Source organism: Streptomyces sp. NPDC058872 (genome assembly GCF_042743065.1).
Taxonomy (GTDB): Bacteria; Actinomycetota; Actinomycetes; order Streptomycetales; family Streptomycetaceae; genus Streptomyces.
The window spans coordinates 46,825-71,164 of sequence record NZ_JBHYMK010000031.1; the positions used below are offsets into that span (position 1 = coordinate 46,825).

Genomic DNA, 24,340 nt, shown 5'->3' on the forward strand with positions numbered 1-24,340 from the left:
AGCCGCTCGATGACCATCGCCATGCCCTGGCCGCCGCCGACGCACATGGTCTCCAGGCCGAACTGCTTGTCGTGGAACTGGAGGCCGTTGATCAGCGTGCCGGTGATCCGGGCGCCGGTCATGCCGAAGGGGTGGCCGACGGCGATGGCGCCACCGTTGACGTTCACCTTGTCCAGGTCCAGGCCCAGTTCCTGGTAGGACGGGATGACCTGGGCGGCGAAGGCCTCGTTGATCTCGGCCAGGTCGATGTCGCCGATGGTGAGGCCGGCGCGCCGGAGGGCCTGCTTCGAGGCCTCGACCGGGCCGAGGCCCATGATCTCGGGGGAGAGGCCGGAAACGCCGGTGGAGACGATCCGGGCCAGCGGGGTGAGGCCCAGCTCGCGCGCCTTGGTGTCGGACATGATCACGAGCGCGGCGGCGCCGTCGTTCAGCGGGCAGCAGTTGCCGGCGGTGACCAGGCCGTCGGGGCGGAAGACGGGCTTGAGACCCTGCACGCCCTCCATGGTGACGCCGGCGCGCGGGCCGTCGTCCGCCGAGACCACCGTGCCGTCCGGCAGCGTCACCGGGGTGATCTCGCGCTCCCAGAAGCCGTTCTTGATGGCCTGCTCGGCGAGGTTCTGCGACCGCACGCCGAACTCGTCCATCTCCTGGCGGCTGATGCCCTTCCAGCGGGCCAGGTTCTCCGCGGTCTGGCCCATCGCGATGTACGCGTCGGGGACGAGGCCGTCCTCCCGCGGGTCGTGCCAGGTGGAGCCCTCGGAGGCGGCGACCGCGGCGGTGCGGGCCTCGGCCTCGGCGAAGAGGGGGTTGTGCGTGTCGGGCAGCGAGTCCGAGTTGCCCTTCGTGAAGCGGGAGACCATCTCGACGCCGGCCGAGATGAAGACGTCGCCCTCGCCCGCCTTGATCGCGTGCAGCGCCATCCGGGAGGTCTGCAGCGAGGAGGAGCAGTAGCGGGTGATCGTGCAACCGGGCAGGTGGTCCATGCCCATCTGCACGGCCACGATGCGGCCCAGGTTGTTGCCCTGCTCGCCGCCGGGGAGGCCGCAGCCGAGCATCAGGTCGTCGATGTCGCGGGGGTCCAGCTCGGGCACCTTGGCCAGGGCGGCCTGGACGATGGTCGCGGTGAGGTCGTCCGGTCGCAGGTCCTTGAGGGAGCCCTTGAAGGCCCGGCCGATGGGCGAGCGGGCGGTCGAGACGATCACGGCTTCGGGCATCACGGCTCCATGAGGGTGCGGAGTGAGCGGACTGAAAGGGAAGTTACCCGTACGTACCGCACGGGTCATCGCCCCGGCGGTGTGACGCGGACCTCTTTTCTAAGCGGTCGCTCAGTCCATGATGCCTCCGTCGCGCGCCGAGCGGTACCGCCCCTCACCGGGGTTCCTACGCCTGGGCGTCCTCCGGGGTCGGCGTCGGGGACTCCGCGGCCGGCAGCCGCCTCCGCCGGCGGTGCTTCAGGAGGGCCCAGGGCGCCCGGGCGCCCGTGACCTCCGTGCCGGCCTCCTGTGCCGCTTCCGCCGCCGCCTTCGCCACCGGGAGCATGTTCTCCCGCCGCTCCGGCTCCAGGCGGTCCGGCTCCGGCCAGACGCCGAGCACCGCACAGAGCGTCGGCAGCATGGCCATCGCCGCCGTCGCGTACCCCTCCGCCGAGGGGTGGAAGTTGTCGATGCCGAACATCTCGCGCGGATTCGCCGCGAACTCCGGTCCGAGGAGGTCCCCCAGCGACACCGTCCGACCGCCCTGCTCCACCACCACGATCGTCTGCGCCGCCGCCAGCTGCCGCGAAGCCCGTCGCGCCAGCCAACGCAGCGGCTGGTAGACCGGCTCGATCGTGCCCAGGTCCGGGCAGGTCCCGACCACCACCTCCGCGCCCGCCGTCCGCAGCCGCCGCACCGCCGACGCGAGCAGCCGCACCGACTCCGTCGGCGGCATCCGGTGGGTGACGTCGTTCGCCCCGATCATGATCACGCAGACGTCCGGGGGGCCGAGGGGCTGCGCGAGCAGCAGGGACACCTGGCGCTCCAGATCGTCCGAGCGCGCCCCGGAGAGGGCCACGTTCCGCAGCACCACCGGCCGCTCCGCCACCGCCGCGAGGCCCGAGGCGAGGAGCGCCCCCGGCGTCTGGCCCGAGCGGCGCACCCCCTGGCCCGCGGCCGTCGAATCACCCAGAAGGGCCAGCCGCAGCGGGTCCGTCGTGCCGAACGCCCGGCCGTAGAGACCGTCCGCCCCCGGTGGCAGCGGCGCCGGGGCGCCGTAGACCGTGCGCTTCGCCAGTTGCGCCTCGGTGAGGAGGACCCCCACCGCGGCCACGCCGAGCAGTCCGATGCTCCCGCCGCCGTACGCCGCACCGGCCGCGATCCGCCGCGCCACCCTCGCCCTCGACATGGGGCCGTCACCTCCTTCAAGCCGTTCAGGGTCTAACTGCCCCGTAACCCGCTCCGACTACGCATACGCTGGCCACACCATTACGGAGACCCCGGAGATTACGGTGCAATTCCACGACTCGATGATCAGCCTCGTCGGCAACACCCCGCTGGTGAAGCTCAACAACGTCACAGCGGGCATCCAAGCGACCGTCCTGGCGAAGGTCGAGTACTTCAACCCCGGCGGGTCGGTCAAGGACCGGATCGCCCTGCGCATGATCGAGGCGGCCGAGCAGAGCGGCGAGCTCAAGCCCGGCGGGACCATCGTCGAGCCCACGTCCGGCAACACCGGCGTCGGCCTGGCGATCGTGGCCCAGCAGAAGGGCTACAAGTGCATCTTCGTCTGCCCCGACAAGGTGTCCCTCGACAAGATCAACGTGCTGCGTGCGTACGGCGCCGAGGTCGTGGTCTGTCCCACGGCCGTGGACCCCGAGCACCCCGACTCGTACTACAACGTCTCGGACCGGCTCGTCCGCGAGACGCCGGGGGCCTGGAAGCCCGACCAGTACTCGAACCCGAACAACCCGCGCTCGCACTACGAGACCACCGGCCCCGAGCTCTGGGAGCAGACGGAGGGGAAGATCACCCACTTCGTCGCGGGCGTCGGCACCGGCGGCACCATCTCCGGCACCGGCAACTACCTCAAGGAGGTCAGCGGCGGCAAGGTGAAGGTCATCGGAGCCGACCCGGAGGGCTCCGTCTACTCCGGCGGCTCGGGTCGCCCGTACCTGGTCGAGGGGGTCGGCGAGGACTTCTGGCCCACTGCGTACGACCGGAACGTCACCGACCGGATCGTCGCCGTGTCCGATAAGGACTCGTTCCAGATGACCCGCCGCCTCGCCAAGGAAGAGGGCCTCCTCGTCGGCGGCTCCTGCGGCATGGCCGTCGTCGCCGCCCTGGAGGTCGCCCGCGAGCTCGGCCCCGACGACGTCGTCGTGGTCCTGCTGCCGGACTCCGGCCGCGGCTACATGTCGAAGATCTTCAACGACGAGTGGATGGCCGACTACGGCTTCCTGGAGGACACCTCCTCGGCCACCGTCGCCGACGTGCTGCGCCACAAGGAGGGCGGTCTGCCGTCCCTCGTCCACATGCACCCGGACGAGACCGTCGGCCAGGCCATCGAGGTGCTGCGCGAGTACGGCGTCTCCCAGATGCCCATCGTGAAGCCCGGCGCCGGCCACCCCGACGTCATGGCCGCCGAGGTCATCGGCTCCGTCGTCGAGCGGGAGCTGCTCGACCACCTCTTCACCCAGCAGGCCTCCCTGGAGGACCCGCTGGAGGGGCACATGAGCGCGCCGCTGCCGCAGGTCGGGTCCGGCGAGCCGGTCGCGGACCTGATGTCCGTCCTCGGTTCCGCCGACGCGGCGATCGTGCTGGTCGAGGGCAAGCCGACCGGCGTCGTGAGCCGTCAGGACCTGCTGGCCTTCCTGGCCAACGGGGGCACGAAGTAGCGCGAGCGGCCGTTCGTGCAACTGGTACGGGGGCGACACGTACCCGCAGCACCCGCTTAACACGGCTCCGGCACATTGGTGGTCGTCGGCGTCACGGACCTCCGGAGCGGCTCCCGGGCCTCCACAGACGCCGCGGACGCGGAGGCCGGCCCTGACCCGGGCCCGCGTCCCTCGCGGGGACCGCCGTCGTCCCGCCCCCCGGTTCCGGGGGTGCGGCGGTCCCCGCGACGACCTCGCTCCCCTTGTGTCGGGCCCCCGCAGCAGCGGGGGCCCGACGTCGTGCGGGGCCGTGCCCCCGGCGGCCCGGCCGTGCGGACGGTCGCGTGCGGACGGTGCGGCGCGCAGGGCCGGAGCGGACGCCGGACGGCCCTGACGACACCGACCCCGCCCCTACGCCGTGAAGAAGTCGGCCAGCGCGCGGGCGATCGGGCCGGGCGCGTTCTCCATGGGGATGTGACCCGCGTCCGGGACGCGCATCAGCGTGGTGTGCGGCATCTCCGCGGCGAACCGCTCGGCGTACGCCACCTTCTGGAAGCCGTCGTCCTCGCCCCAGACCAGCAGCTTGGGCGTCGTGTTCCGCCGCAGGGCGGGGACGGCCTCCTGGGTGTAGCGGTTGTCGGCAGCGCCCACCAGGGCCATCCAGGAGCGGCGGACCCCCTCCTCGGTCCACGGGGCCAGGTAGTCCGTGATCAGCTCCTCGGTGGCGGCACCGCCCAGCGCTTGCGTCATGGCGCGTCGACGGGCGGTGAGGAGCTCGTCGGCGGTGGTCGCGGCGACGACCTCGGGGTCGCGGAACCGGGCCACGCCGGGCACCGGCCAGGAGTCGTAGGTGACCGAGTTGACCAGTGCCAACCGGGACACCTCCAGCTGGTCGTGGACGAGGAGGTGCTGGGCGATGGCGCCGCCGATGTCATGGCCCGCCACGGCGATCGGCCCGGAGAGCCCCAGCGCAGAGGCGAAACGAGCCACCCAGTCCGCGAGGGCGGGGACCGTGCCCGTCTCCAGGGTGAGTTCGCCGCCCGAGCGCCCGATGCCGGGGAGGTCGACCGCGACGGGCCGTAGCCCCGCCGCGCCCAGCCCTTCCATCACCGGGAGCCAGACCCGGCTCCAGTAGGTGCCGTGCAGCAGCAGCACGACCGGGCCGTCCTGCTCCACGGTCAGATAACTGGCCGGCACGCCGTCGACCCGGACCTCGGTCCGCAGCACCTTCGATTCGATGATCTCGTTCATGGGTCCACTCTGGCCGATGCATGATCGTCCGGCCGAGAGACTGGAATGACACCCTCAGGTACATTTCCGCCATGTCGCTTCACCGGGTGGTGGCCCTGCTGAACCCGCCGCAGTCGCCCTTCGAGCTGGCCTGCGCCTCCGAGGTCTTCGGCACCGCCCCGCCGGACATGTCGCCCCACTACGACTTCCGGGTCTGCGCCGAGCGGCCCGGACCCCTGCCGACCGGCGCCGGCTACACCCTGCTCGTCGAGGCGGGGCTGTCCGCCCTGCAGGAGGCGGACACCGTGGTCGTTCCCGGCTGGCAGCCACCCGACGCGACCGTGTCGCCGGACGTCGTCGAGGCGCTGCGGGACGCCCACGGGCGAGGGGCGAGGATCGTCGCGATCTGCACGGGGGCGTTCGTCCTCGCCCGGGCCGGACTGCTCGACGGGCGCCGCGCCACCACCCACTGGCGCAGCACCGACCGGTTCGCCACCGCCTTCCCCCGGGTACACGTGGATCCCGACGTGCTCTTCGTGGACCACGGCGACGTGGCGACCAGTGCCGGCACCGGCGCGGGCATCGACCTGTGCCTGCACCTGGTGCGTTCCGACCACGGGGCGGCGTACGCCGCGGGGGTCGCCCGGCGCATGGTCCTGCCGCCGCACCGGGAGGGCAGCCAGCTCCAGTACGCCACACCTCCGGCACCGGCCAGGGCGGACGAGTCACTGGCGCCGCTGCTGGAATGGGTCGCCTCCCGCCTCGACGCCAAGCTGACCCTCGATCACCTCGCCGAACGCGCCGGCCTGTCCAGCCGCACCCTCGCCCGGCGCTTCGCCGAACAACTCGGCACCAGCCCGGGCCAGTGGCTCCTCGCCCAGCGCCTCGATGCGGCACGGGTGCTGCTGGAGCGGACCGACCTTCCGGTGGAGGCCGTCGCCACCAAGGTCGGACTCGCCTCGGCGGTCAACCTGCGCCGCCGCTTCCGGACCCACCTCGGTACCACCCCCGGCGCCTACCGGCGGACCTTCGGCGAAACCTGAGGGAGCCGGCGGGGGCTCGGACGGGCCCTCGCCCGTTCGGGCTGATGTGCATATCCTTATGCAGGAAATTTGGCAGTGAATAGGCGAGAGGGGGCGGCATGAGCGACAGCCCGGCCGGTCGGCTGCAGACGCTCTTCGAGGGGCACCGACTGACGCCGACGCAGCGACGGATCGCGCACTGCATGGTGCGGCGGGCCGGGGACGTCCCCTTCCTCTCCAGCGTCGAACTCGCCGAGCTCGCCGGAGTCAGCCAGCCGTCCGTCACCCGGTTCGCCGTCGCCCTCGGCTTCGACGGGTACCCGGCCCTCCGCCGCCACCTGCGCGAGGTCGCACCGCCCGAGCCCGGCGCCGTCGAGGGCGAGGCCGAGGCGTTCAACGAGTACCAGCAGGCCGTGCTCGCCGAGATCGACAACCTCCAGCACCTCGCCGGGCTGCTCGCCGACCCCGCACCCGTCGAGCGGGCCGGCCGGCTCCTCGCCGGATCGCGCCCGCTGCCCGTGCTCGGGCTGCGGGCCGCGTCCTCACAGGCCCGGGGCTTCGCCTACTTCGCCGCCAAGGTGCACCCCGACGTCCGACTGCTCGACGAGGGCGGCTCGATGCTCACGGACCGCATCGACGCGGCCGTACGCGCCGGGGCCACGGCGCTGCTCTGCTTCGCCCTGCCCCGTCACCCCCGCGAGGTCGTCGAGGCGCTGGAGTACGCGCGGGCGGCCGGGCTCGCGGTCGTGACCGTCGCCGAGTCGGCGTTCGCGCCCGTTGCCGCACACAGCGACCTGCTGATCCCGGCCGCCGTCGGCACCGGCCTCGCCTTCGACACCGCCTGCGCGCCGATGATGCTCGGCCGGGTCCTCCTGGAGGCCATGGCCGACGAACTCCCCGATGCGCAGGCGCGCCTTGAGGAGTTCGATGCGAAGGCGGCGGCGCGGAACCTGTTCGTCGACTAGTGCCGCGGTCCGCTCAGACCTCCAGCCCGTTCTCGATCTTCTTCAGCTGGTGGCGGGCCATCGCCAGGTTCGCGCGGTCCTTGTCGAGGGCCAGGTAGAGGAACAGGCCGTTGTTGCCGCGCCCCTTGAGCAGTCGGATCAGGTGGTACTGGGTGCCGAGGGTGATCAGGATGTCCTCGATCTCCTCGCCGAGTCCGAGCATCTCCATCGTCCGGACCTTGGCCCGGACCACGTCGGTGTTACCCGCCGCGGCCATGTTCAGGTCGAGCTCCTTGCCGCCGCCGATCGTGCCGAGGGCCATGCCGCTGGTGTAGTCGACGAGGGCCGCGCCGATCGCGCCTTCGATGCTGGCCGCTTCCTTGAGGGCTGCCTCGGTGTTCGCCATGGTGTCGTACTTCTTCCTTCTCGGTGTGCTGTTCCTGCGTCAGTGGTTCAGGTCTTTGCGTTCCAGCGCGCCGTCGACGAGCTGCCCTATCCGGGTGCTCGATCGGCGGGCTTCCAGGTGGAGCCGCCCCACGTTGATCCGGGGCTCGGCGAGCAGGGTCAGGACGGCCGAGCCGCCCGCCGCGTACGTCGCGACGTAGCCGTTCTCGCCGCGGACGAGGAGTTCGCGGAAGTCGCCCTGGGCGGTGGAATCGGTCAGCCGCTGGCCGACGCCGAGCGCGGCAGCGGTCAGTGCCGCCACGTTCTCCGCCTCGCCGTTCAGCGTGTCGTGGGCGAGCACGAGCCCGTCGGCGCTGGCCGCCAGGGCCCCCGTGAGCTGGGGGAGTCGCGCCCGGAGTCGTCTGAGCTCGCTGAGTACCTCGGCTTCTGCCGTCATGAGCTGTCTCCTCTCGGCGCGCATGCGCAGGGCACGCCTCATCACAGGTGTGCCTCCAGGGCGTCACGGAGCCGGCGCAACAGGGCGACGTCGGGATCGGTCACCGGCAGGGCCGACAGGGGCGTCGACGGTGGTGGTACGGGTTCGGGGAGCGGGTCGAGCGGGGTCTCGACGAGTCCTGCCGCGGCCAGCCGCCGTACGTCGAGGAGCGTGTGGAAGGCGGGACGGCCGAGCAGGCGGGCCAACTCCGCCGGGGTCCGTCTCCCGTCGGCGGCGGCCAGCAGGGAGCGCTGTCGCGCCCCCATGATCTGGCCTGGGGCGGCGGGGCGCGGAACGACCGGGGCGGTGTCCAGGGAGGCGTACGGCCAGACGGCGTCGAGGAGTTCGCGGCGGCGCAGGGTCTCGCGCTCGACGGCCTCGGCGGAGACCGGTCGCACCGTCCCGAACCAGTGCCCCACCCCGTACCGGAAGCGAGTCGGTCCGCTGGTCGGGGCGAGGGCGAAGAAGGCCGCGTCGAAGACGGCGCCGAGGTGGCATATCTCCAACTCGCCGTCGTGCAGCCGGCCGCTGTCGACCAGGAAGCGGCCGACCGCGCGGTGCGCCCCGGCCCGGTCGACGGCCTCGTCCCAGCCCTCCCGGGCCAGTCGACCGCCGGTGGTGAGCAGGACGTCGACGCCGGGGGCCACGGGGGACTCGGCGTGCACGACCCGGCCGTCGACCAGGTAGAGCGTGCCGTGGTCGCGCAGCAGGGCGCCGGTCGCCTTCTCGGCGGCGAGCCGGACCAGCATCGGGGAGACGATCGTCCGGGTCATCCGAGGACCAACCGCTCGGCGATGTCGCGGAGGCGCATGCGGGCCAGGGCGAGGTTTCCGCTGTCCCGGTCGAGCCAGACGTGGAGGAAGACGCTGCTGTCGAAGGAGGTCTGGACGAAGCGGAGGACGTGGTAGCCGGCACGGGTGGTGACGATCAGGTCCTCGACGGCCGGCTCGTCGTGGAGTCCGTCCCCGACGGCAGTGAAGGAGTCGAACTCGGCCGCGGAACGCGCCAGTTCGGCGGTCTCCGCCGCCGTCGTCTCGTGGTCGCCGACCGGTGAGTCGCCCATCGTGCCGAGAGCGAGCCCGCTGCTCCAGTCCACCAGGGAGGCGCCCAGGGCCCCCGGCAGGGTCATGGTCTCCAGCAGGCACTCGTCGATTCCGGGCACGCGGATTCCCCTCCCGATGCGGCGTGCGAACGTGCGGCAGTGACGGTGACGCTACTGAACGTTTCGATCCGGGGGAGGCGTTCTGGCATTTTCCATCGGAACATGCCGGTGTCTGACGGGAATTGATCTGAACAGTCCGAACGATCGTCCGCACGTCTCCGTGGCCCGTGCGCCCCGAAGGCCTCCGCGCGCGCCCCGTCGACCCCCTCCGCACCGACCCGCGCCGACCCCCTCCGCACCGGTTTCCGTGCCGCAGCCGGGCGTGCGGTCGGGCCGCGGCCCGACCGCTATCCGGAGGGGCTGCTCCCTCGGACCAGTGCGTCCGCCTGCGCTCCGCCCGCCTCGGCGACGATCTCGTCGAGCGTCTGCCGCTTCCGCACGGTCGTGAAGGTCACCGCACCGTCGCCGTCCACCGTGAAGCCGTGGATCCCGGGCCGCGGCAGGCTGTTGTACGCGTAGTGGTGCGCGAAGGAGTAGGCGCCGGTGTCCGGGACCGCCACGACGTCCCCGGGGTGCAGCAGCGGCAGCGCGCGGCCCGCGGCGAGCAGGTCCCCGGCGAAGCAGGCGGGGCCCGCCACGTCCTGGACGACCTCCTCCCCGGCCCGGGGCCGGCCCTCGGCGTCATAGGCCAGGATGCGCAGCGGCCAGGACCCGGGGGCGTAGACCGTGCGGGTGGCCAGTTGCACGCCCGCGTGGGTGACGGCGATCGGGCGCCCGCCGGAGGTCTTCGTGTACTCCACCCGGGTGAGGACCAAGCCGTGCTTGGCGAGCAGGGAGCGCCCGAACTCGGTGATCAGCCGGTAGCGGCCGTCGAAGAGCCCCGGGACGGTGTCGACGAGCAGTCGGGCGTACTCCGCGTAGGCCGGCGCCTCCTCGTCGGAGGAGAAGTCGACCGGCAGGCCGCCGCCGATGTCGACGGTGTCGACCTGCTGCCGACCGGCCTTGACGTTGATCTCCTCGGCGAGTGCGTAGGCCTCCCCGACCCCTTCGGCCATGAGGGCGAGCGGGATGCCCTGGGAGCCGGTGTGGACGTGCAGCCGGGTCAGTCGGGGGCGCTTCAGGAAGGCTCTGACGACGGCCTCGCGGGCGCCTTCGTCGCGGAGCGCCACGCCGAACTTGGAGGTGGCGGTCGCCGTGGAGAGGGCGTCGATGGAACCGGCTCCGAGCTGGGGGTTCACCCGGAGCCCGAGGGTGGAGGCGGTGGGGGCGGAGGCGAGGAGCGCGTCGAGGCGGGCGAGTTCCTGGAAGCCGTCGGCGTTGACCGCGATCCCCAGCGCGAGGGCTTGGCGGAGTTCGGCGGGGGTCTTGGCGGGGGAGTCGAGGACGGTCCGGTCGAGCCGGACGCCCGCGGCGCGGGCGAGGGCCAGCTCGCCGGGGCTCGCGACCTCGGCACCGAGTCCCGCCTCGTCCAGCAGGCGCAGGACGGGGACCAGGGGGGCCGCCTTCACGGCGAAGGCGTGCAGGACCCGGGCATCGGTCACGGCGGCGAAAGCGCTGGTCAGGGCTGCTGCGGAGGCGCTGATGCCGGCGGTGTCGAGCAGGGCGACGACCGGCTCGGCGGCGGAGAGGAGTCCTTGGTCGACGGAAGCTCGAACGACGAGATCGCGACGGTGGGGGGCCATGGGGCCCATCCTCCTCGATCGCGGGGTCCGACACGCCCTGTTGACTACAACTATTCATCAAGCGAGGATGTGAATATCTAAACGACATTCGAGGAGGCACCGCCATGTCAGGACCCCGCCCCGTGCGAGCGGCCCGCGGTACGGAACTGAGCGCCCTGGGATGGCAGCAGGAAGCCGCCCTCCGGATGCTCCAGAACAACCTCGACCCCGAGGTCGCCGAGCACCCCGACAAGCTCGTCGTCTACGGCGGCACCGGCAAGGCCGCCCGCGACTGGCGCTCCTTCGACGCCATGGTCCGCACCCTGCGCACCCTCAAGCAGGACGAGACGATGCTCGTCCAGTCCGGTCGACCCGTCGGCGTCATGCAGACCCACGAGTGGGCCCCCCGCGTCCTCCTCGCCAACTCCAACCTGGTCGGCGACTGGGCCAACTGGGAGGAGTTCCGCCGCCTGGAGCAGCTCGGCCTCACCATGTACGGCCAGATGACCGCCGGCTCCTGGATCTACATCGGCACCCAGGGCATCCTCCAGGGCACCTACGAGACCTTCGCCGCCGTCGCCGCGAAGAAGTTCGGCGGCACCCTCGCCGGCACGATCACCCTCACCGCCGGCCTCGGCGGCATGGGCGGCGCCCAGCCGCTCGCCGTCACCATGAACGACGGCGTCGCGATCTGCATCGACGTCGACCCGCGCGCCATCGAGCGCCGGATCGAGCACCGCTACCTGGACGTCAAGGCGGACAGCCCGGCCCACGCGCTCCAGCTGGCCACCGAGGCCCGCGACGCCCGCCGCCCGCTCTCCATCGGCCTCCTCGGCAACGCGGCCGAGCTGCTCCCGCAGCTGCTCGCCGAGGGCGCCCCGATCGACATCGTGACCGACCAGACCTCGGCCCACGACCCGCTCTCGTACCTCCCCGTCGGCATCGCCTTCGAGGACATGGCCGACGCCGCGGCCAAGGACCCGGCCGGCTTCACCCAGCGGTCCCGCGAGTCGATGGCCAAGCACGTCGAGGCCATGGTCGGCTTCATGGACGCGGGAGCCGAGGTCTTCGACTACGGCAACTCGATCCGCGGCGAGGCCCAGCTCGCCGGCTACGACCGCGCCTTCGCCTTCCCCGGCTTCGTCCCCGCCTACATCCGGCCGCTGTTCTGCGAGGGCAAGGGCCCGTTCCGCTGGGCCGCCCTGTCCGGCGAGGCGTCCGACATCGCCAAGACCGACAAGGCGATCCTGGAGCTCTTCCCGGAGAACGAGTCGCTGCACCGCTGGATCAAGATGGCCGGCGAGCGCGTCCACTTCCAGGGCCTGCCCGCCCGCATCTGCTGGCTCGGCTACGGCGAGCGCGACAAGGCCGGCGAGCGCTTCAACGACATGGTGGCCTCCGGCGAGCTCGCCGCCCCGCTGGCCATCGGCCGCGACCACCTGGACTGCGGCTCCGTGGCCTCCCCGTACCGCGAGACCGAGGCCATGCTCGACGGCTCCGACGCCATCGCCGACTGGCCGCTGCTCAACGCCATGGTCAACGTCGCCTCCGGCGCCTCCTGGGTGTCCCTCCACCACGGCGGCGGCGTCGGCATGGGCCGCTCCATCCACGCCGGCCAGGTCTCCGTGGCCGACGGCACCAAGCTCGCCGGCGAGAAGATCCGCCGCGTCCTGACCAACGACCCCGGCATGGGCGTCATCCGACACGTCGACGCCGGCTACGACATCGCGGAGGGGGTCGCCGACGAGCGCGGCGTCCGCGTCCCGATGCGCGAGGGCGACGCCGAGGACCAGGCGTGAGCGAGAGCTTCCACGCCATGTGGCGGTCGCTGCGGCCCATCGGCCGCAGCGCCGCCTCCGGTGGCTACCGCCGCTATGCCTGGACCCCGGCCGACGCGGACTGCCGCCTCTGGTTCCGGATGCAGGCCGAGGCCCGGCGCCTGGACGTCGAGACCGACCGCAACGGAAACCAGTGGGCCTGGCTCGGCGACCCGACGGCCGGTGACGCCGTCGTCACCGGCTCCCACCTGGACTCCGTCCCCGACGGCGGTGCCTTCGACGGCCCCCTCGGCGTGGTGTCCGCCTTCGCCGCCCTCGACGAACTCCGTGCCCGCGGGGCCTCCTTCACCCGGCCCCTCGCCATCGTCAACTTCGGCGACGAGGAGGGCGCCCGCTTCGGCCTCGCCTGCGTCGGCTCCCGCCTCACCGCCGGCCGGCTGAGCAAGGAGCAGGCGTACGAGCTCCGCGACGCCGACGGGACCACCCTCCCGCAGGCCATGGAGGCGGCCGGCCACGACCCGTCCACCATCGGTGCGGACCCGGAGCGGCTCGCCCGCATCGGCGCCTTCGTCGAGCTCCACGTCGAGCAGGGGCGGGCCCTCGACCTGTCCGGCGACGCCGTCGGCATCGCCTCCGCCATCTGGCCGCACGGCCGCTGGCGGTACGACTTCGCGGGCGAGGCCAACCACGCCGGCACCACCCGGCTCGTCGACCGCCGCGACCCGATGCTCACCTATGCGGAGACCGTCCTCGCCGCCCGTCGCGAGGCCGAACTCGCCGGAGCCGTGGCCACCTTCGGCAAGATCGCCGTCGAGCCGAACGGCGTCAACGCCATTCCGTCGATGGTCCGCGGCTGGCTCGACGCCCGCGCCGCCGACCAGGACTCCCTGGACAAGGTCGTCGCCGGCGTCGAGGCCGCGGCCCGCGCCTACGCCGACCGCCACGGCATCGACCTCGCCGTGGTCCGGGAGTCCTTCACCCCGGTCGTGGACTTCTCGCACGCCCTGCGCGACGAGCTGTCCCGGATCCTGGGCACCTCGGGGAAGGTCCCGGTCCTCGGTACGGGCGCCGGACACGACGCGGGCATCCTGTCCGCATCGATCCCGACCGCCATGCTGTTCGTGCGGAACCCCACCGGCGTCTCGCACTCCCCGGCCGAATCCGCCGCCGAGGACGACTGCGTGGCCGGGGTCCTGGCCCTCGCCGACGTACTGGAGGAGCTGGCGTGTCGCTGACGACGTACTGGCTGGAACACGCCTGGCTCGCCACCGAGGTCGAGTCGGGCGTCGTCCTGACCGTGTCCACGGGCGGCTCCTCCGCCGGCCGGATCGAGGCCGTGCACACCGGGGTGGAGACGCCCCCGGCGGGAGCCGTCGTCCTCCGCGGCCTCACGGTCCCCGGCCTGGCCAACGCCCACTCGCACGCCTTCCACCGGGCCCTGCGCGGTACGGTCCAGATCGGCTCCGGAACGTTCTGGACCTGGCGCGAGACCATGTACGCCGTCGCCCAGCGCCTCACCCCCGACAGCTACTTCGCCCTCGCGCGTGCGGTGTACGCGGAGATGGCGCTCGCGGGCATCACCTCGGTCGGAGAGTTCCACTACCTCCACCACGCGCCCGGCGGGGGCGCGTACGCCGACCCCAACGCCATGGGCGAGGCGCTGATCGCGGCGGCCGGGGAGGCCGGCATCCGGATCACCCTGCTCGACACCGCGTACCTCTCCTCCGGCTTCGGCGCGGCCCCCGAGCAGCACCAGCTCCGCTTCACCGACGGCACGGCGGAACGGTGGGCGGAACGGGTCTCGGAGCTCAAGGAGCGGGACGGCGTGCGCATCGGCGCGGCGATCCACTCCGTACGCGCCGTCCCCGCGGACCAGCTCGCCACGGTCGCCCAGTGGGCGACCCAGCGGAACACGCCGCTCCATGTCCACCTCTCGGAGCAGACCGCCGAGAACGACGCCTGCCGGGCGGCCCACGGCATGACCCCCACCCAGCTCCTGGCGGAGCACGGCGTCCTCGGCCCCCGCACCACGGGCGTCCACAACACCCATCTGACGGACGGCGACATCGCCCTGATCGGCGCCTCGACCACCGGCACCTGCATGTGCCCCACGACCGAACGCGACCTCGCGGACGGCATCGGCCCCGCAGTGGCCCTCCAGCAGGCCGGCTCCCCGCTCTCCCTGGGCAGCGACAGCCACGCCGTCATCGACCTCTTCGAAGAAGCGCGGGCCATGGAGCTGAACGAACGCCTCCGCACCCGCACCCGCGGTCACTGGACGGCCGCCGCACTGCTGCGCGCGGCGACGGCGGACGGCCACGCGGCCCTCGGCTGGGCCGATGCAGGCACCTTGGAGCAGGGCGCCCTCGCCGACTTCACGACGATCGCCCTGGACACCGTCAGGACAGCGGGACCGGAGCCACGTCTGGCAGCCGAGACGGCGGTATTCGCAGCGTCGGCCGCGGACGTGCGGCACACGGTCGTGGGCGGCCGTCACGTCGTACGGGACGGGGTCCACGCCACCGTGCCGGACGTCGGCCAGGCCCTCGCGGACTCGATCGCCGCGCTCCGCGGCTGAAGGAGACACCCCTCATGAACACCGGCCCCGCGGCAACGAACACCCCGGCGGCGACGCCCGCCCCCACGAGCGCGAACAGTGCCGTGGCGACGACCGCCACCGCCGTCGTCAACATCGCCAACCTGGTCACCAACGATCCCTCCCTCGGCGATGGCAGTTCCCTGGGCCTGATCCAGGACGCGGCCGTCGTCATCGACGGCGACCGCGTCGTCTGGGTCGGTGAATCCAGCAAAGCACCCGCCACTGACAACAGGGTCGACGCCGGCGGCCGGGCCGTGATCCCCGGCTTCGTCGACTCCCACTCCCACCTCGTCTTCGCGGGCGACCGCACCGCCGAGTTCAACGCCCGCATGTCCGGCCAGCCCTACAAGGCGGGCGGCATCCGGACGACGGTGGCGGCCACCCGCGCGGCGAGCGACGAGGCGCTCTCGGCGAACGTGGCCCGCTTCATGGGAGAGGCGCTGCGCCAGGGCACGACCACCTTCGAGACGAAGTCGGGTTACGGCCTGACCGTCGAGGACGAGGCCCGCGCCCTCCGCATCGCGGCCGGGCACACCGACGAGGTCACCTACCTCGGCGCGCACATCGTCTCCCCGGACTACGCGGACGACCCGGCCGCCTACGTGGAGCTGGTGACCGGCGAGATGCTGGACGCCTGCGCCCCGTACGCCCGCTGGGTGGACGTCTTCTGCGAGAAGGGCGCCTTCGACGGCGACCAGGCCCGCGCGATCCTCACCGCGGGCAAGGCCCGGGGCCTCCACCCCCGGGTGCACGCCAACCAGCTCACCTACGGTCCCGGCGTCCAGCTGGCGGTGGAACTGGACGCGGCGAGCGCCGACCACTGCACCCACCTCACGGACGCGGACGTGGACGCGCTGGCGTCCGGCAACACGGTCGCCACGCTCCTCCCGGGCGCCGAGTTCTCCACCCGTGCCGAGTGGCCGAACGCCCGCCGCCTCCTGGACGCGGGCGTGACAGTCGCCCTGTCCACGGACTGCAACCCCGGATCGTCCTTCACCTCCTCGGTCCCCTTCTGCATCGCCCTTGCCGTACGGGACATGGGCATGACGCCCGACGAGGCGGTCTGGTCCGCCACGGCCGGCGGCGCGGCGGCCCTGCGCCGCACCGACGTGGGCCGCCTGACCGTCGGCGCCCGCGCCGACCTCACCGTCCTGGACGCCCCGTCCCACGTCCACCTGGCCTACCGCCCCGGCGTGCCCCTGGTGGCGGAGGTCTGGCGCGCGGGCGTGCGGGTGGTCTGAGCACGGGCCGGGAGCGGGGGCGCCCGACCGGGGGCGCCCGACCGGGGCGGACCACCACGGTCCAGACTGCCCCCATGACGCGAACTCCCCTCCGGAAGGAACGGGCCGGCCGCGGCCCGGCGCTCGTGGCCCTGTGCGCCCTCGCCCTCACGTCCTGCGGGACGGAAGGGGCGGGGCGCACGGACCCGGCGGCCCCCGCAGCCCCCTCCACGGTGTCCCGGACCCCCACCGCACCCGTTCCGGACCCCGCCGACGACCCGGGCCTCCCTCCCGGACAGCGGGCGGCCGAGCTCGCTTTCGTGCAGCTCGTCGCGGAGGTCGCCGAACCCTGCGCGGAGGGCCTCCCCGCGGTGCCGCCCCCGAGGGGCCCGGACGGGCCGCAGCCGCCCACCGGTCACCCGTCCGACCTCCCCCTCCCGGAGTCCGCCCCGCCCTCCGAAAGCGCCTGGAGCTTCGAACGCGCCCGGCAGGAGACCGTGTTGAGCGCGGTGGAGAAGTGCACGGCACCCCTCCACGGCAAGCGCATCGCCCAGGCCCTGGACGGCGCCGCGGCCCGCACCCCGGCCGAGGTCGAGAAGGCCCTCCGGGGCATCGGGTACGACGTCGACCACCGCCTGGACGGCCCCCGGGAAGTCAACGGGAGGGTCGAGTTCACCCTCGACCTGCGCGTCATGGGAGGCGCACTGTGCCTGGCGGGCAGCCGTGACGGCACCCGCACCGACCTCGATCCGTACGGGGGCTCCCCGGAGGTCCGCTGCCCGGACGTCGCGCGCCGGTCCTGAGCCCCCGCGCCGCCCGGGCCGGCGTCCCGTCAGCGGAACTCGTGAACGACGCGGATCTCGCCGACGATGTGCGCGTTGAACTCGTCCAGGTCCTCCGCCGGCACCCACAGCTCCAGGATCGTCCGCCCGCCCGCCTGCCGGACCGGGTACCTGCGGAGGAACTCCGCGTCGACCTCGAAGCGGGTCACATAGCCGGCGCCGCTGTGCTTGACGTTCCAGTCCCGTGCGATCTTCACCGCGTACTCCTCGTTGAGGACCGGGTAGAAGATCGGCTGCTCCGGTAGCCGGGGCGGCCAGGCGCGCCAGTCGAGTCCCCGGACCAGCTCCAGTTCGACGGGACCGGTGGGGCGCCACAGGGTCGTCGTCGGGCGGGTGCGGCCGGTCATCGCGGTGGGCCTTCCAGGACGTGGGCGGCCGTCGGATCCGGCTGCCGGGGAGGGCCGACGGTAACGGCCCGTTCCGACCCGTGGCCACCGGTTATCGGCGATGGCCGCCGGCCGTGCGGTCGGCGGGCCGGGGTTCGTCCGGTCCGACGGCGACGGCACCACGGACAGCGGTTGGCGAGGGCCGTGGCCGGACGCCCCCGACACGGACGCCCCCGACACGGACGCCCCCGGGTCGGACGCCCCCGGTGCGGACCGCCGCGGCTCCGCCCCGCACCACACCGTCTTCTTCGTACACGTCGACCAGGCCGGTGACCTCCCGCGCGCCCGGGGGCTCGCCATCGGCTTCGGCGTCTCCGACAGCCAGGGCGCCGTCCTCCGGGCCTTCGCCTTGCCGGTGATCGACGTGGGCGAGGGCTGCCCGGTCCCCGAGCCGCTCGTGCAACCGGTCTTCCGGTTCTGCGTACGCAGGAGCCGTGCGGTCCCCCGAAGCCCCGGGTCCGTGCGGACGGCCCGCTCCTGGCTCCCGTTCCTTCGCCCGCTGCGCAGCGCAGCGGGCGAAGGAACGGGCCCGCTCAGGGTCGGCAGACCGTGAACGGGCCCGTTCCGCAAGCCTCTTGGCGGCTTCGGGAGGCGGAGGGAGGTCATTCCTCCAGAGTCAGCCCCCGGCGCAGCCGCCCCAGGGTGCGGGCGAGCAGCCGGGACACGTGCATCTGCGAGATGCCGAGCTCCGCGCCGATCTCCGACTGGGTCAGCCCGGAGACGAAGCGGAGGGAGAGGATCTGTCGCTCGCGGGCGGGCAGTGAGGCGATCATCGGCTTGAGGGAGGCGATGTACTCGATCCCCGCGAGCCCGTTGTCCTCGTAGCCCAGCCGGTCGGCGAGGGCCGCCTCGCCGCCCGCGCCGTCCTCCTCGTCGGGCTGGGCGTCGAGCGAGGAAGCGGTGTAGGCGTTGCTCGCGGTCATGCCCTCGACGACCTCTTCCGGCGTGATGCCGAGCTCTTCGGCGAGCTCCGCGACGGTCGGGGCGCGGTCGAGTCGCTGGGCGAGCGCGTCACCGGCCTTCGCGAGTTCGAGCCGGAGCTCCTGGAGCCGGCGGGGCACGTGCACGGACCACGAGGTGTCACGGAAGAAGCGCTTGATCTCGCCGATGATCGTGGGCATCGCGAAGGTCGGGAACTCGACGCCGCGGGTCAGTTCGAAGCGGTCGATCGCCTTGATCAGGCCGATCGTGCCGACCTGGACGATGTCCTCCATCGGTTCGCTGCGGGTGCCGAACCGGGCGGCGGCGAACCGGACCAGGGCGAGGTTGAGTTCGACGAGGGTGTTGCGGACGTACGCGTGGTCGTGGGTGCCCTCCTCCAGCTCGGAGAGCCGGGCGAAGAGCTCCTTCGACAGGGCACGGGCATCGGCCGGGGCGACCCGGTCGAGCGGCGTGCCGTGCAGTTGGTCGGGAAGGTCGACGACGGGTGAGGGGGGAAGTGCTGCCGACGGCGCGTCGAGGGTACGCGGGGCGTCGAGCCGGGGTGACATGGGTCTCCTTCTGGTGCTGCTCGCTGCGGTTTGCGGCGCCTCCAAAGCCGGCCGGGTCGGACGTTCCCTTCTAGCCCTACCCGGAAGACCCTGATGGTTGCAAGTGCCAATAATCCGCTGCGTGCCGATATGTGAAGTACCTCGCGTGCATCGAAGGGTGTCGCGCTTGTAGGGTTCGGGGCACATCCGGCGGCATCCGCGAGAGCGAGAAGAGGGCACGGCCATGGACCGCGAGCACATCGGCAGCGCGCCGCCCGCGCGGCTGCGGGTCGAGGTCCGGGACGTGGGCGAGAGCGTGCTCCTCACCCCGGTGGGCGAGCTCGACCACCACACGGCCGAGTTGCTGAGCGACCCCCTGGACGGTGCGCTGGACGCGGGCCGTTCACGGCTCGTCGTCGACTGCTCGGGCCTGGAGTTCTGCGACTCGACCGGGCTCAACGTGTTGCTCGGTGCCCGCCTGCGGGCCACCGCCGGCGGTGGCGGGGTCCATCTGGTGGGCATGCGGCCGGCGGTCGCCCGGGTGTTCCACATCACGGGCGCGGACGCCGTCTTCATCGTCCATGAGACGCTCGACACGGCCCTCCCCGGCTGACCCCGCACTCCGCACCGTCCCGCACGGTCCCGCCGTGCGTCCTGTCCCCCTCTGTCCCGTCGATCGGTGAGGTGAAGCGTTGATGGACCAGGATGGCGACGTCCGCACGCTCGCCCTCGGCGAGACCAGCGGTACGGTCCCGCTCGCCCGGGACTTCACCCGCTCGGCGCTCCAGGCCTGGGGCTGGCTGCCGGCCGGCACCGCGGACCGCAGGGCCGCCGCCGAGGACGTCCTGCTCGTCGTCTCCGAGCTCGTCACCAATGCCTGTCTGCACGCCGAGGGGCCCGAGCGGCTGCGCGTGCTGCGGATGCCCCGGACGCTTCGCCTCGAAGTCACCGACCGCGGCGCGGGGCAGCCCGCGCCGCGGACCCCGCACCGGTCGGGCCGCCCGGGCGGGCACGGCATGTTCATCGTGCAGCGCCTCTGTCTGGACTGGGGAATCGACCGGATGCCCGGTGCGCCCGGCAAGACCGTCTGGGCCGAGCTGGCCTCGCCGGCGTAGGGCCGTCGCCCGGCTTTCCCCGGGTGCGCCCCTTCCGGCGGGAAGGGGGGATCCACAAGTCCACTCGTTCCCCTGCCTTCCCTCCGCACGGCCGGAGGCGTACCTTGACGCCCAATCTGAAAGACCGTCAGTTGTCTTGCGGTGAGGGGTGTTCGCGGTGTCCAAGGTGTCGAAGCGGAGGAGGACGGGCGCCGCGCTCGCGGCCACGGCCGTCGTGACGGGCACGACCGTGTTGGCCGGCGCACCAGCCGCCCGCGCGGCCGTCATCGACGTCGACTACGCCTGCGAGACGAAGATCGGCCCCAAGAGCGCCGTCTCGCCCGTCGACATCAAGGCCGTCAAGAGCGGCAGCGGTTACACGATCACCATGTCCTTCGAGAAGGGCGTGTCCGACAGCCCGGTCGAGCTCCCCAAAGGAGTCATGACCCCCCGCGCCGACCTCCTCCTCGGCGGGGCCGCGAGCGGCACGCTGAAGGTCAAGGGCACCCCCAACACGGCCGCCATCCCGCCCGACACCCCCATCAAGATCGGCACCCTGACCGGCACGTTCACCCCGAAGCAGAACGGCGAGGTCACCTTCACGGCGGGCACCCTCACCGTCCACGCCCTCGGGATGGACGCGGCCGTCTGCACCCCGAAGAACACCCCCCGACCGTCGCTCGCACTCCAGGTCACCGGTGTCATCGGCGGCACGGGAAGCGACACCCCGCCCCCCGCCGCCGGCGGCACCGGCGGCACCGGTGGCGAACTCCCCAGGACCGGCCCGCTCGACTCCGCCGTCGCGCTCGGCACCCTCGGCGGCACCGTCCTGCTGACCGGCGCGGCCGGAGTCCTCTGGCTCACCCGGCGCACGGCACGCTGATGCGGACGGCTGCCCGTCCCGATCGCCAGGCGACGGCCCGTGCCGTGCGCCGGAAGGCGAACCGCCCCGGGCTGGTGGCCGCCGCGACCGCCCTGCTCGCGGTCGCGGCGGCGCCCCCCGCCCCCCAGGACTGGACGGCGACCCCCGCCGCCGGACGGCCGTACGCCTATCTGGAGGGTCCGGCGGGCAGCGTCCTCCAGGACACCCTGTCGCTGACCAACCCGGGCGGGGCCCCGCTCACCGTGCGCCTCACCGGGCAGGGCGCCCCGGTGTCCTTCGCCGAGCCGACCGTGACCGTGCCCGCCAGGACCCGGGCCGACGTGCCCTTCGCCGTCACCCTCGCCGCCGACGCCCCGCCCGGCGAGCACCGCGGCACCGTGCGGGCCGAGGCCGCCGGTCGCGAGGTGCGCGTCGACCTGCGGCTGAGGGTCAGCGGCCCCCGCCTCGCGGCACTCACCGTCGAGGACGTCCGCTTCGACGAAGTCGCCGGAAGCCTCCGGTACACCCTGGTCAACCGCGGCAGCACGGTCCTCGCACCCCGCCTCGCGGTCCGTGCCGAAGGGCTCTTCGGCACCGTCCTCGACCGCCCGGAGCGCTCCCTGCAGCTCGTCCTCCGCCCCGGCGAGCGGGCCGCCCGCACCGAGCCCTGGCCCGATCCGCCCGCCCTCGACTCGGTCACCGTCCGGCTCACGGCCACCGCCCCGGGCGCGGCCCCCTCGACCGCCCGGGTCCGGGCCGCCTTCGCCCCGGGCCCCGCACCCACCGGCGCGACCGTGCTGCTCCTGGCGGCCGCGGGCGGCGTCGGACACGCGGCACGGCGCCGCATCGGGTCCCGCGCCCGACGATCCCCGGGGGGAGCGACACCATGAACGCGATCCGCACGGCCGCAGCCCTCCTCACCGCCCTCGCCCTCGTACTGTTGCCGACCGTCCCCGCGACGGCGGCACCGGGGCCCGTGGTCGAACTCTCCGCGACGGAGGGCGGCACGGGCGGCGAGCTCACCGTCAGCGGCAGCGGCTGGAAACCCGGCGCGCTGCTCATGATCCTGATCTGCGGCCGGGGCGCCCCGGACCGGGGGGTCATCGGCGGCACCAACTCCTGTGCCAACACCGCGGGTCGGGCCGCCACCGTCGACTCCCGGGGCGCGTTCAGCACCAAGCTCCCCGTCGCCGAACCGCCCGAGCCCTGCCCCTGCGTGGTGCACGTCGCCGGAGTCACCGGCCAACAGGACTCCGTAGACAAGGAGTTCACGGTCGCCGGACACCCCACCGCTCCGCTCCCCGAGGCCACCGGCGACGGCCGCCTTGCCGTCCTCGCCGCCGTGCGGCTCGACGGCTCCAGCGGCCTCCTCGTCTGGTTCGGTGCGCCCCCGCGCCGCGAGGTCGTCTTCACCGTCGGCAACCTCGGCCCGACCCCCGTCGAGGACCCCGTCTTCGAAGTGGGCACCAGCCACGGCGTCTTCGCGCCCCAGTACGAGGAACGCCCCTGGCGGGGCACGATCGAACCCGGCGGAAAGGCCCTGGTCCGTCTTCCCGCGGAGCTCGCGGCCGGCGCCCACGGTGATTACCGCGTGTCCGTGAAGTACGCGGGCAAGGTCCTCGTCGAGCAGCCCTGGGGGGTCGGCAGGCCCTGGGGCGTGACGTTCTTCTGGGTGCTCCTCGCCGTCGTGGTGCCCGCCGCCCTGTTCCGGATCGGCATGGCCCTGGTCGACCGCATGCGGCCCGCCCACGGAGCCGCCCGCACCCCCGGGCCCAGCAGCCCCGGGCCCCGGACCGCACCGCGCCCGCGCCGCCGGGCCCGTACCCGTACCCCCGCCCCGCCGGTGGACCCGGGGGACGGGGGGACGATCGCGGCCCTGCCGTGGTTCAGCCCTGACTCCGCACCGTCAGCGCCAGAGAACAGCAGCCCGACGACGAAGGGACATGCGTGAGTACGCAACGGAGGATGAGCGCGGCCGGGGTGGCGCTGGTGCTCGGCGGTGCGGGAATCCTGTGCGCCGCCGGCCCCGCCCGGGCGGCCGAGACCTCGTACGCCACGGAGTGCGTCCCGCCGCCGATCTCGGGGCTTCCGCCCGTGCAGGGCACCACGAAGGTGCTGATCACCGCGCCTGCGGAAGCCAAGGTCGGCGACGAGGTCGAGATCGTGTGGAAGACGGTCCAGGCCGCTTCGAAGAACCCGGACGTGCTCGACCTCGGCAAGGACACGGTGAAGCCCACCGGGGTCCTTGCGGTGGGCGGCGCGGCGGACGGGACCGTGGCGATGGAGGGGCCGCGCCAGAACCCGCCGATCCCCAAGAACAGCCCGATGCTGCTCCCCGACATGAAGGGGAGGCTGAAGCTGGAGAAGGCGGGCGAGGTCACGCTGACGCCCGGCAAGTACACCATCAACGTGTCCAAGCCCCTGTCGACGGACACCAAGTGCTCCCCCAAGGAAACGGTGCCGGTCGGCGCGACGATCAAGGTGACGGACGGGGGAGGGGGTGCCTCCTCGGGAGGCTCCACGGCCTCCGGCGGTACCACGGCCTCCGGCGGGTCGACCTCCTCCGGCGGGTCGACCTCCTCGGGAGGCGCGGCTTCGGGCGGGTCGACCTCCTCCGGCGGGACCACCACCTCCTCGGGCGGCTCCACGGCTTCCGGCGGTACGGGTTCCTCCGGCGGCACCAGCGGCACCAGCGGCTCCGGGGCTTCCGGGGCTTCCGGGGCTTCCGGCGGTTCCAGCGGTGGGGGTGGCGGGCAGACGGACTTCCCCGGCACCCAGGTCGCGGTCCAGTTCTCCTGCCAGCCCCCCGGCCCCGCGTCGATCGCCTCCAAGGTGACGATCGACGCCAAGAAGAACGGCGGCGGCTACGAGCTCACGGTCAAGACCGCCAAGGGCGTCATGAACAGCCCCGCGGCCCTGCCCGCCGGAGCCCTCAAGCCCTCCATGGACGTCAAGATCGGGGGCGCCGACAGCGGAACGGTGAAGGTCACGGGTCCCGCCAACGCGGCCCCGCTGGAGGCGGGCAAGCCGGTCGACCTGTCCGACATGAAGGGCACCTACACGCCGGGGGCGACGGGCAGGTCCACCCTCAGCCCGGGAGCGCTCACCATCAGCGTCTCGCTCGGCGGCTCACCGATCGTCATCCCCTGCCAGGTCAAGGGTTCCGTGCAGGCCTCCCTGGAGCTGGACACGAGCAAGCAGGCCGGCGGGGCCTCGGGCGGCTCCGCCGGCGGTACGGGCTCCGCTTCGGGCTCGGGCGGCGCCTCCGGCGGGAACCTCGCCGAGACCGGAGCCGAGAACGACGGCGCCCTGCGGGCGCTCGCCCTGGTCGCGGGCACGATCATCCTGGTCGGCGGCGCGGTGTTCACCTTCACCCCGTGGGCGCGGCTGCGCAGGTGACC

25 protein-coding genes are annotated in these 24,340 nt (G+C 73.2%); 15 read left to right on the forward strand and 10 right to left on the reverse strand.

What is annotated here, in order from left to right; genetic code table 11:
- Both ACFW22_RS20610 and ACFW22_RS20615 read right to left on the reverse strand, forming a co-directional pair.
- A partial coding sequence (locus ACFW22_RS20610) for an acetyl-CoA C-acetyltransferase (protein ID WP_386406566.1) occupies positions 1–1,214 on the reverse strand: 1,214 nt, incomplete at its 3' end.
- Positions 1,215–1,380: 166 nt separating this feature from the next.
- On the reverse strand, positions 1,381–2,367 hold the full coding sequence (locus tag ACFW22_RS20615; RefSeq protein ID WP_386406676.1) for an SGNH/GDSL hydrolase family protein: 987 nt from the start codon (positions 2,365–2,367) through the stop codon (positions 1,381–1,383).
- A 118-nt stretch (positions 2,368–2,485) separates the two neighbouring features.
- Here ACFW22_RS20615 and ACFW22_RS20620 point away from each other — a divergent pair, with 118 nt between their 5' ends.
- Positions 2,486–3,871, forward strand: coding sequence for a cystathionine beta-synthase (locus ACFW22_RS20620; RefSeq protein ID WP_386406569.1), 1,386 nt, complete (start codon positions 2,486–2,488; stop codon positions 3,869–3,871).
- A 390-nt stretch (positions 3,872–4,261) separates the two neighbouring features.
- On the opposite strand, the gene ACFW22_RS20625 is transcribed toward ACFW22_RS20620, so the two are convergent.
- Positions 4,262–5,101 carry an alpha/beta fold hydrolase gene (locus ACFW22_RS20625; RefSeq protein WP_386406572.1) on the reverse strand — a complete coding sequence of 280 codons (840 nt, stop codon included), beginning with the start codon at positions 5,099–5,101 and terminating at the stop codon, positions 4,262–4,264.
- A gap of 71 nt (positions 5,102–5,172) precedes the next feature.
- On the opposite strand from ACFW22_RS20625, the gene ACFW22_RS20630 reads away from it, so the two are divergent.
- Positions 5,173–6,123 (forward strand): GlxA family transcriptional regulator, encoded by a 951-nt coding sequence (locus tag ACFW22_RS20630; protein ID WP_386406575.1) that lies wholly within the window; start codon positions 5,173–5,175, stop codon positions 6,121–6,123.
- A gap of 98 nt (positions 6,124–6,221) precedes the next feature.
- Positions 6,222–7,067, forward strand: coding sequence for a MurR/RpiR family transcriptional regulator (locus ACFW22_RS20635; RefSeq protein ID WP_386406578.1), 846 nt, complete (start codon positions 6,222–6,224; stop codon positions 7,065–7,067).
- 13 nt (positions 7,068–7,080) lie between these two features.
- Here ACFW22_RS20635 and ACFW22_RS20640 read toward each other — a convergent pair whose 3' ends face one another.
- From ACFW22_RS20640 to ACFW22_RS20660, 5 genes are all read right to left on the reverse strand, one after another.
- The gene (locus ACFW22_RS20640; protein WP_386406581.1) at positions 7,081–7,452 is read right to left on the reverse strand and encodes a hypothetical protein; all 372 of its coding nucleotides are present in this window, start codon (positions 7,450–7,452) and stop codon (positions 7,081–7,083) included.
- 39 nt (positions 7,453–7,491) lie between these two features.
- Positions 7,492–7,929 (reverse strand): roadblock/LC7 domain-containing protein, encoded by a 438-nt coding sequence (locus ACFW22_RS20645; RefSeq protein ID WP_386406584.1) that lies wholly within the window; start codon positions 7,927–7,929, stop codon positions 7,492–7,494.
- Positions 7,929–8,699 carry a transcriptional regulator gene (locus tag ACFW22_RS20650; RefSeq protein ID WP_386406587.1) on the reverse strand — a complete coding sequence of 257 codons (771 nt, stop codon included), beginning with the start codon at positions 8,697–8,699 and terminating at the stop codon, positions 7,929–7,931. The genes ACFW22_RS20645 and ACFW22_RS20650 overlap by 1 nt, the downstream gene beginning before the upstream one ends.
- Positions 8,696–9,088, reverse strand: coding sequence for a hypothetical protein (locus tag ACFW22_RS20655; protein ID WP_386406590.1), 393 nt, complete (start codon positions 9,086–9,088; stop codon positions 8,696–8,698). Before ACFW22_RS20655 ends, ACFW22_RS20650 begins: the two co-directional genes overlap by 4 nt.
- Positions 9,089–9,375: 287 nt before the next feature.
- Positions 9,376–10,719 carry a diaminopimelate decarboxylase gene (locus tag ACFW22_RS20660; RefSeq protein WP_386406593.1) on the reverse strand — a complete coding sequence of 448 codons (1,344 nt, stop codon included), beginning with the start codon at positions 10,717–10,719 and terminating at the stop codon, positions 9,376–9,378.
- Positions 10,720–10,814: 95 nt separating this feature from the next.
- Between ACFW22_RS20660 and hutU the strand changes: the two genes are divergently transcribed.
- The 5 genes from hutU (at position 10,815) to ACFW22_RS20685 (ending at position 17,089) form a co-directional block, all read left to right on the forward strand.
- The gene (gene hutU / locus ACFW22_RS20665; RefSeq protein WP_386406596.1) at positions 10,815–12,488 is read left to right on the forward strand and encodes a urocanate hydratase; all 1,674 of its coding nucleotides are present in this window, start codon (positions 10,815–10,817) and stop codon (positions 12,486–12,488) included.
- A gap of 17 nt (positions 12,489–12,505) precedes the next feature.
- On the forward strand, positions 12,506–13,702 hold the full coding sequence (locus tag ACFW22_RS20670; RefSeq protein WP_386406679.1) for an allantoate amidohydrolase: 1,197 nt from the start codon (positions 12,506–12,508) through the stop codon (positions 13,700–13,702).
- Positions 13,693–15,045, forward strand: a complete 1,353-nt coding sequence (locus ACFW22_RS20675) for a formimidoylglutamate deiminase (protein ID WP_386406599.1) — start codon at positions 13,693–13,695, stop codon at positions 15,043–15,045. The genes ACFW22_RS20670 and ACFW22_RS20675 overlap by 10 nt, the downstream gene beginning before the upstream one ends.
- 14 nt (positions 15,046–15,059) lie before the next feature.
- Complete coding sequence (gene hutI, locus ACFW22_RS20680) at positions 15,060–16,307, forward strand: imidazolonepropionase (protein WP_386406602.1); 1,248 nt, start codon at positions 15,060–15,062, stop codon at positions 16,305–16,307.
- 74 nt (positions 16,308–16,381) lie between these two features.
- A complete protein-coding gene (locus ACFW22_RS20685; protein WP_386406605.1) occupies positions 16,382–17,089 on the forward strand; it encodes a hypothetical protein in 708 nt (235 codons plus the stop codon).
- 29 nt (positions 17,090–17,118) lie between these two features.
- On the opposite strand, the gene ACFW22_RS20690 is transcribed toward ACFW22_RS20685, so the two are convergent.
- The gene (locus ACFW22_RS20690; RefSeq protein WP_386406608.1) at positions 17,119–17,475 is read right to left on the reverse strand and encodes a hypothetical protein; all 357 of its coding nucleotides are present in this window, start codon (positions 17,473–17,475) and stop codon (positions 17,119–17,121) included.
- A 100-nt stretch (positions 17,476–17,575) separates the two neighbouring features.
- Here ACFW22_RS20690 and ACFW22_RS20695 point away from each other — a divergent pair, with 100 nt between their 5' ends.
- The gene (locus ACFW22_RS20695; protein ID WP_386406611.1) at positions 17,576–18,067 is read left to right on the forward strand and encodes a hypothetical protein; all 492 of its coding nucleotides are present in this window, start codon (positions 17,576–17,578) and stop codon (positions 18,065–18,067) included.
- A gap of 49 nt (positions 18,068–18,116) precedes the next feature.
- On the opposite strand, the gene ACFW22_RS20700 is transcribed toward ACFW22_RS20695, so the two are convergent.
- Entirely contained in the window at positions 18,117–19,004 is an 888-nt protein-coding gene (locus tag ACFW22_RS20700) for an RNA polymerase sigma factor SigF (RefSeq protein ID WP_386406614.1), read from the reverse strand.
- Between the two features lie 223 nt (positions 19,005–19,227).
- Between ACFW22_RS20700 and ACFW22_RS20705 the strand changes: the two genes are divergently transcribed.
- The 6 genes from ACFW22_RS20705 to ACFW22_RS20730 all read left to right on the forward strand — a co-directional run bounded on the left by ACFW22_RS20705 (position 19,228) and on the right by ACFW22_RS20730 (position 24,338).
- Entirely contained in the window at positions 19,228–19,596 is a 369-nt protein-coding gene (locus ACFW22_RS20705; RefSeq protein WP_386406617.1) for an STAS domain-containing protein, read from the forward strand.
- 82 nt (positions 19,597–19,678) lie between these two features.
- Positions 19,679–20,098: an ATP-binding protein gene (locus tag ACFW22_RS20710; RefSeq protein WP_384881229.1), complete on the forward strand. Its 420-nt coding sequence runs from the start codon at positions 19,679–19,681 to the stop codon at positions 20,096–20,098.
- A gap of 166 nt (positions 20,099–20,264) precedes the next feature.
- Positions 20,265–20,960, forward strand: a complete 696-nt coding sequence (locus ACFW22_RS20715; protein WP_386406682.1) for a peptidase — start codon at positions 20,265–20,267, stop codon at positions 20,958–20,960.
- Positions 20,960–21,829 carry a hypothetical protein gene (locus tag ACFW22_RS20720; protein WP_386406621.1) on the forward strand — a complete coding sequence of 290 codons (870 nt, stop codon included), beginning with the start codon at positions 20,960–20,962 and terminating at the stop codon, positions 21,827–21,829. The genes ACFW22_RS20715 and ACFW22_RS20720 overlap by 1 nt, the downstream gene beginning before the upstream one ends.
- A complete protein-coding gene (locus tag ACFW22_RS20725) occupies positions 21,826–22,890 on the forward strand; it encodes a hypothetical protein (RefSeq protein WP_386406624.1) in 1,065 nt (354 codons plus the stop codon). Before ACFW22_RS20720 ends, ACFW22_RS20725 begins: the two co-directional genes overlap by 4 nt.
- A gap of 14 nt (positions 22,891–22,904) precedes the next feature.
- A complete protein-coding gene (locus tag ACFW22_RS20730; protein WP_386406627.1) occupies positions 22,905–24,338 on the forward strand; it encodes a hypothetical protein in 1,434 nt (477 codons plus the stop codon).
- Positions 24,339–24,340 lie beyond the last annotated feature (2 nt).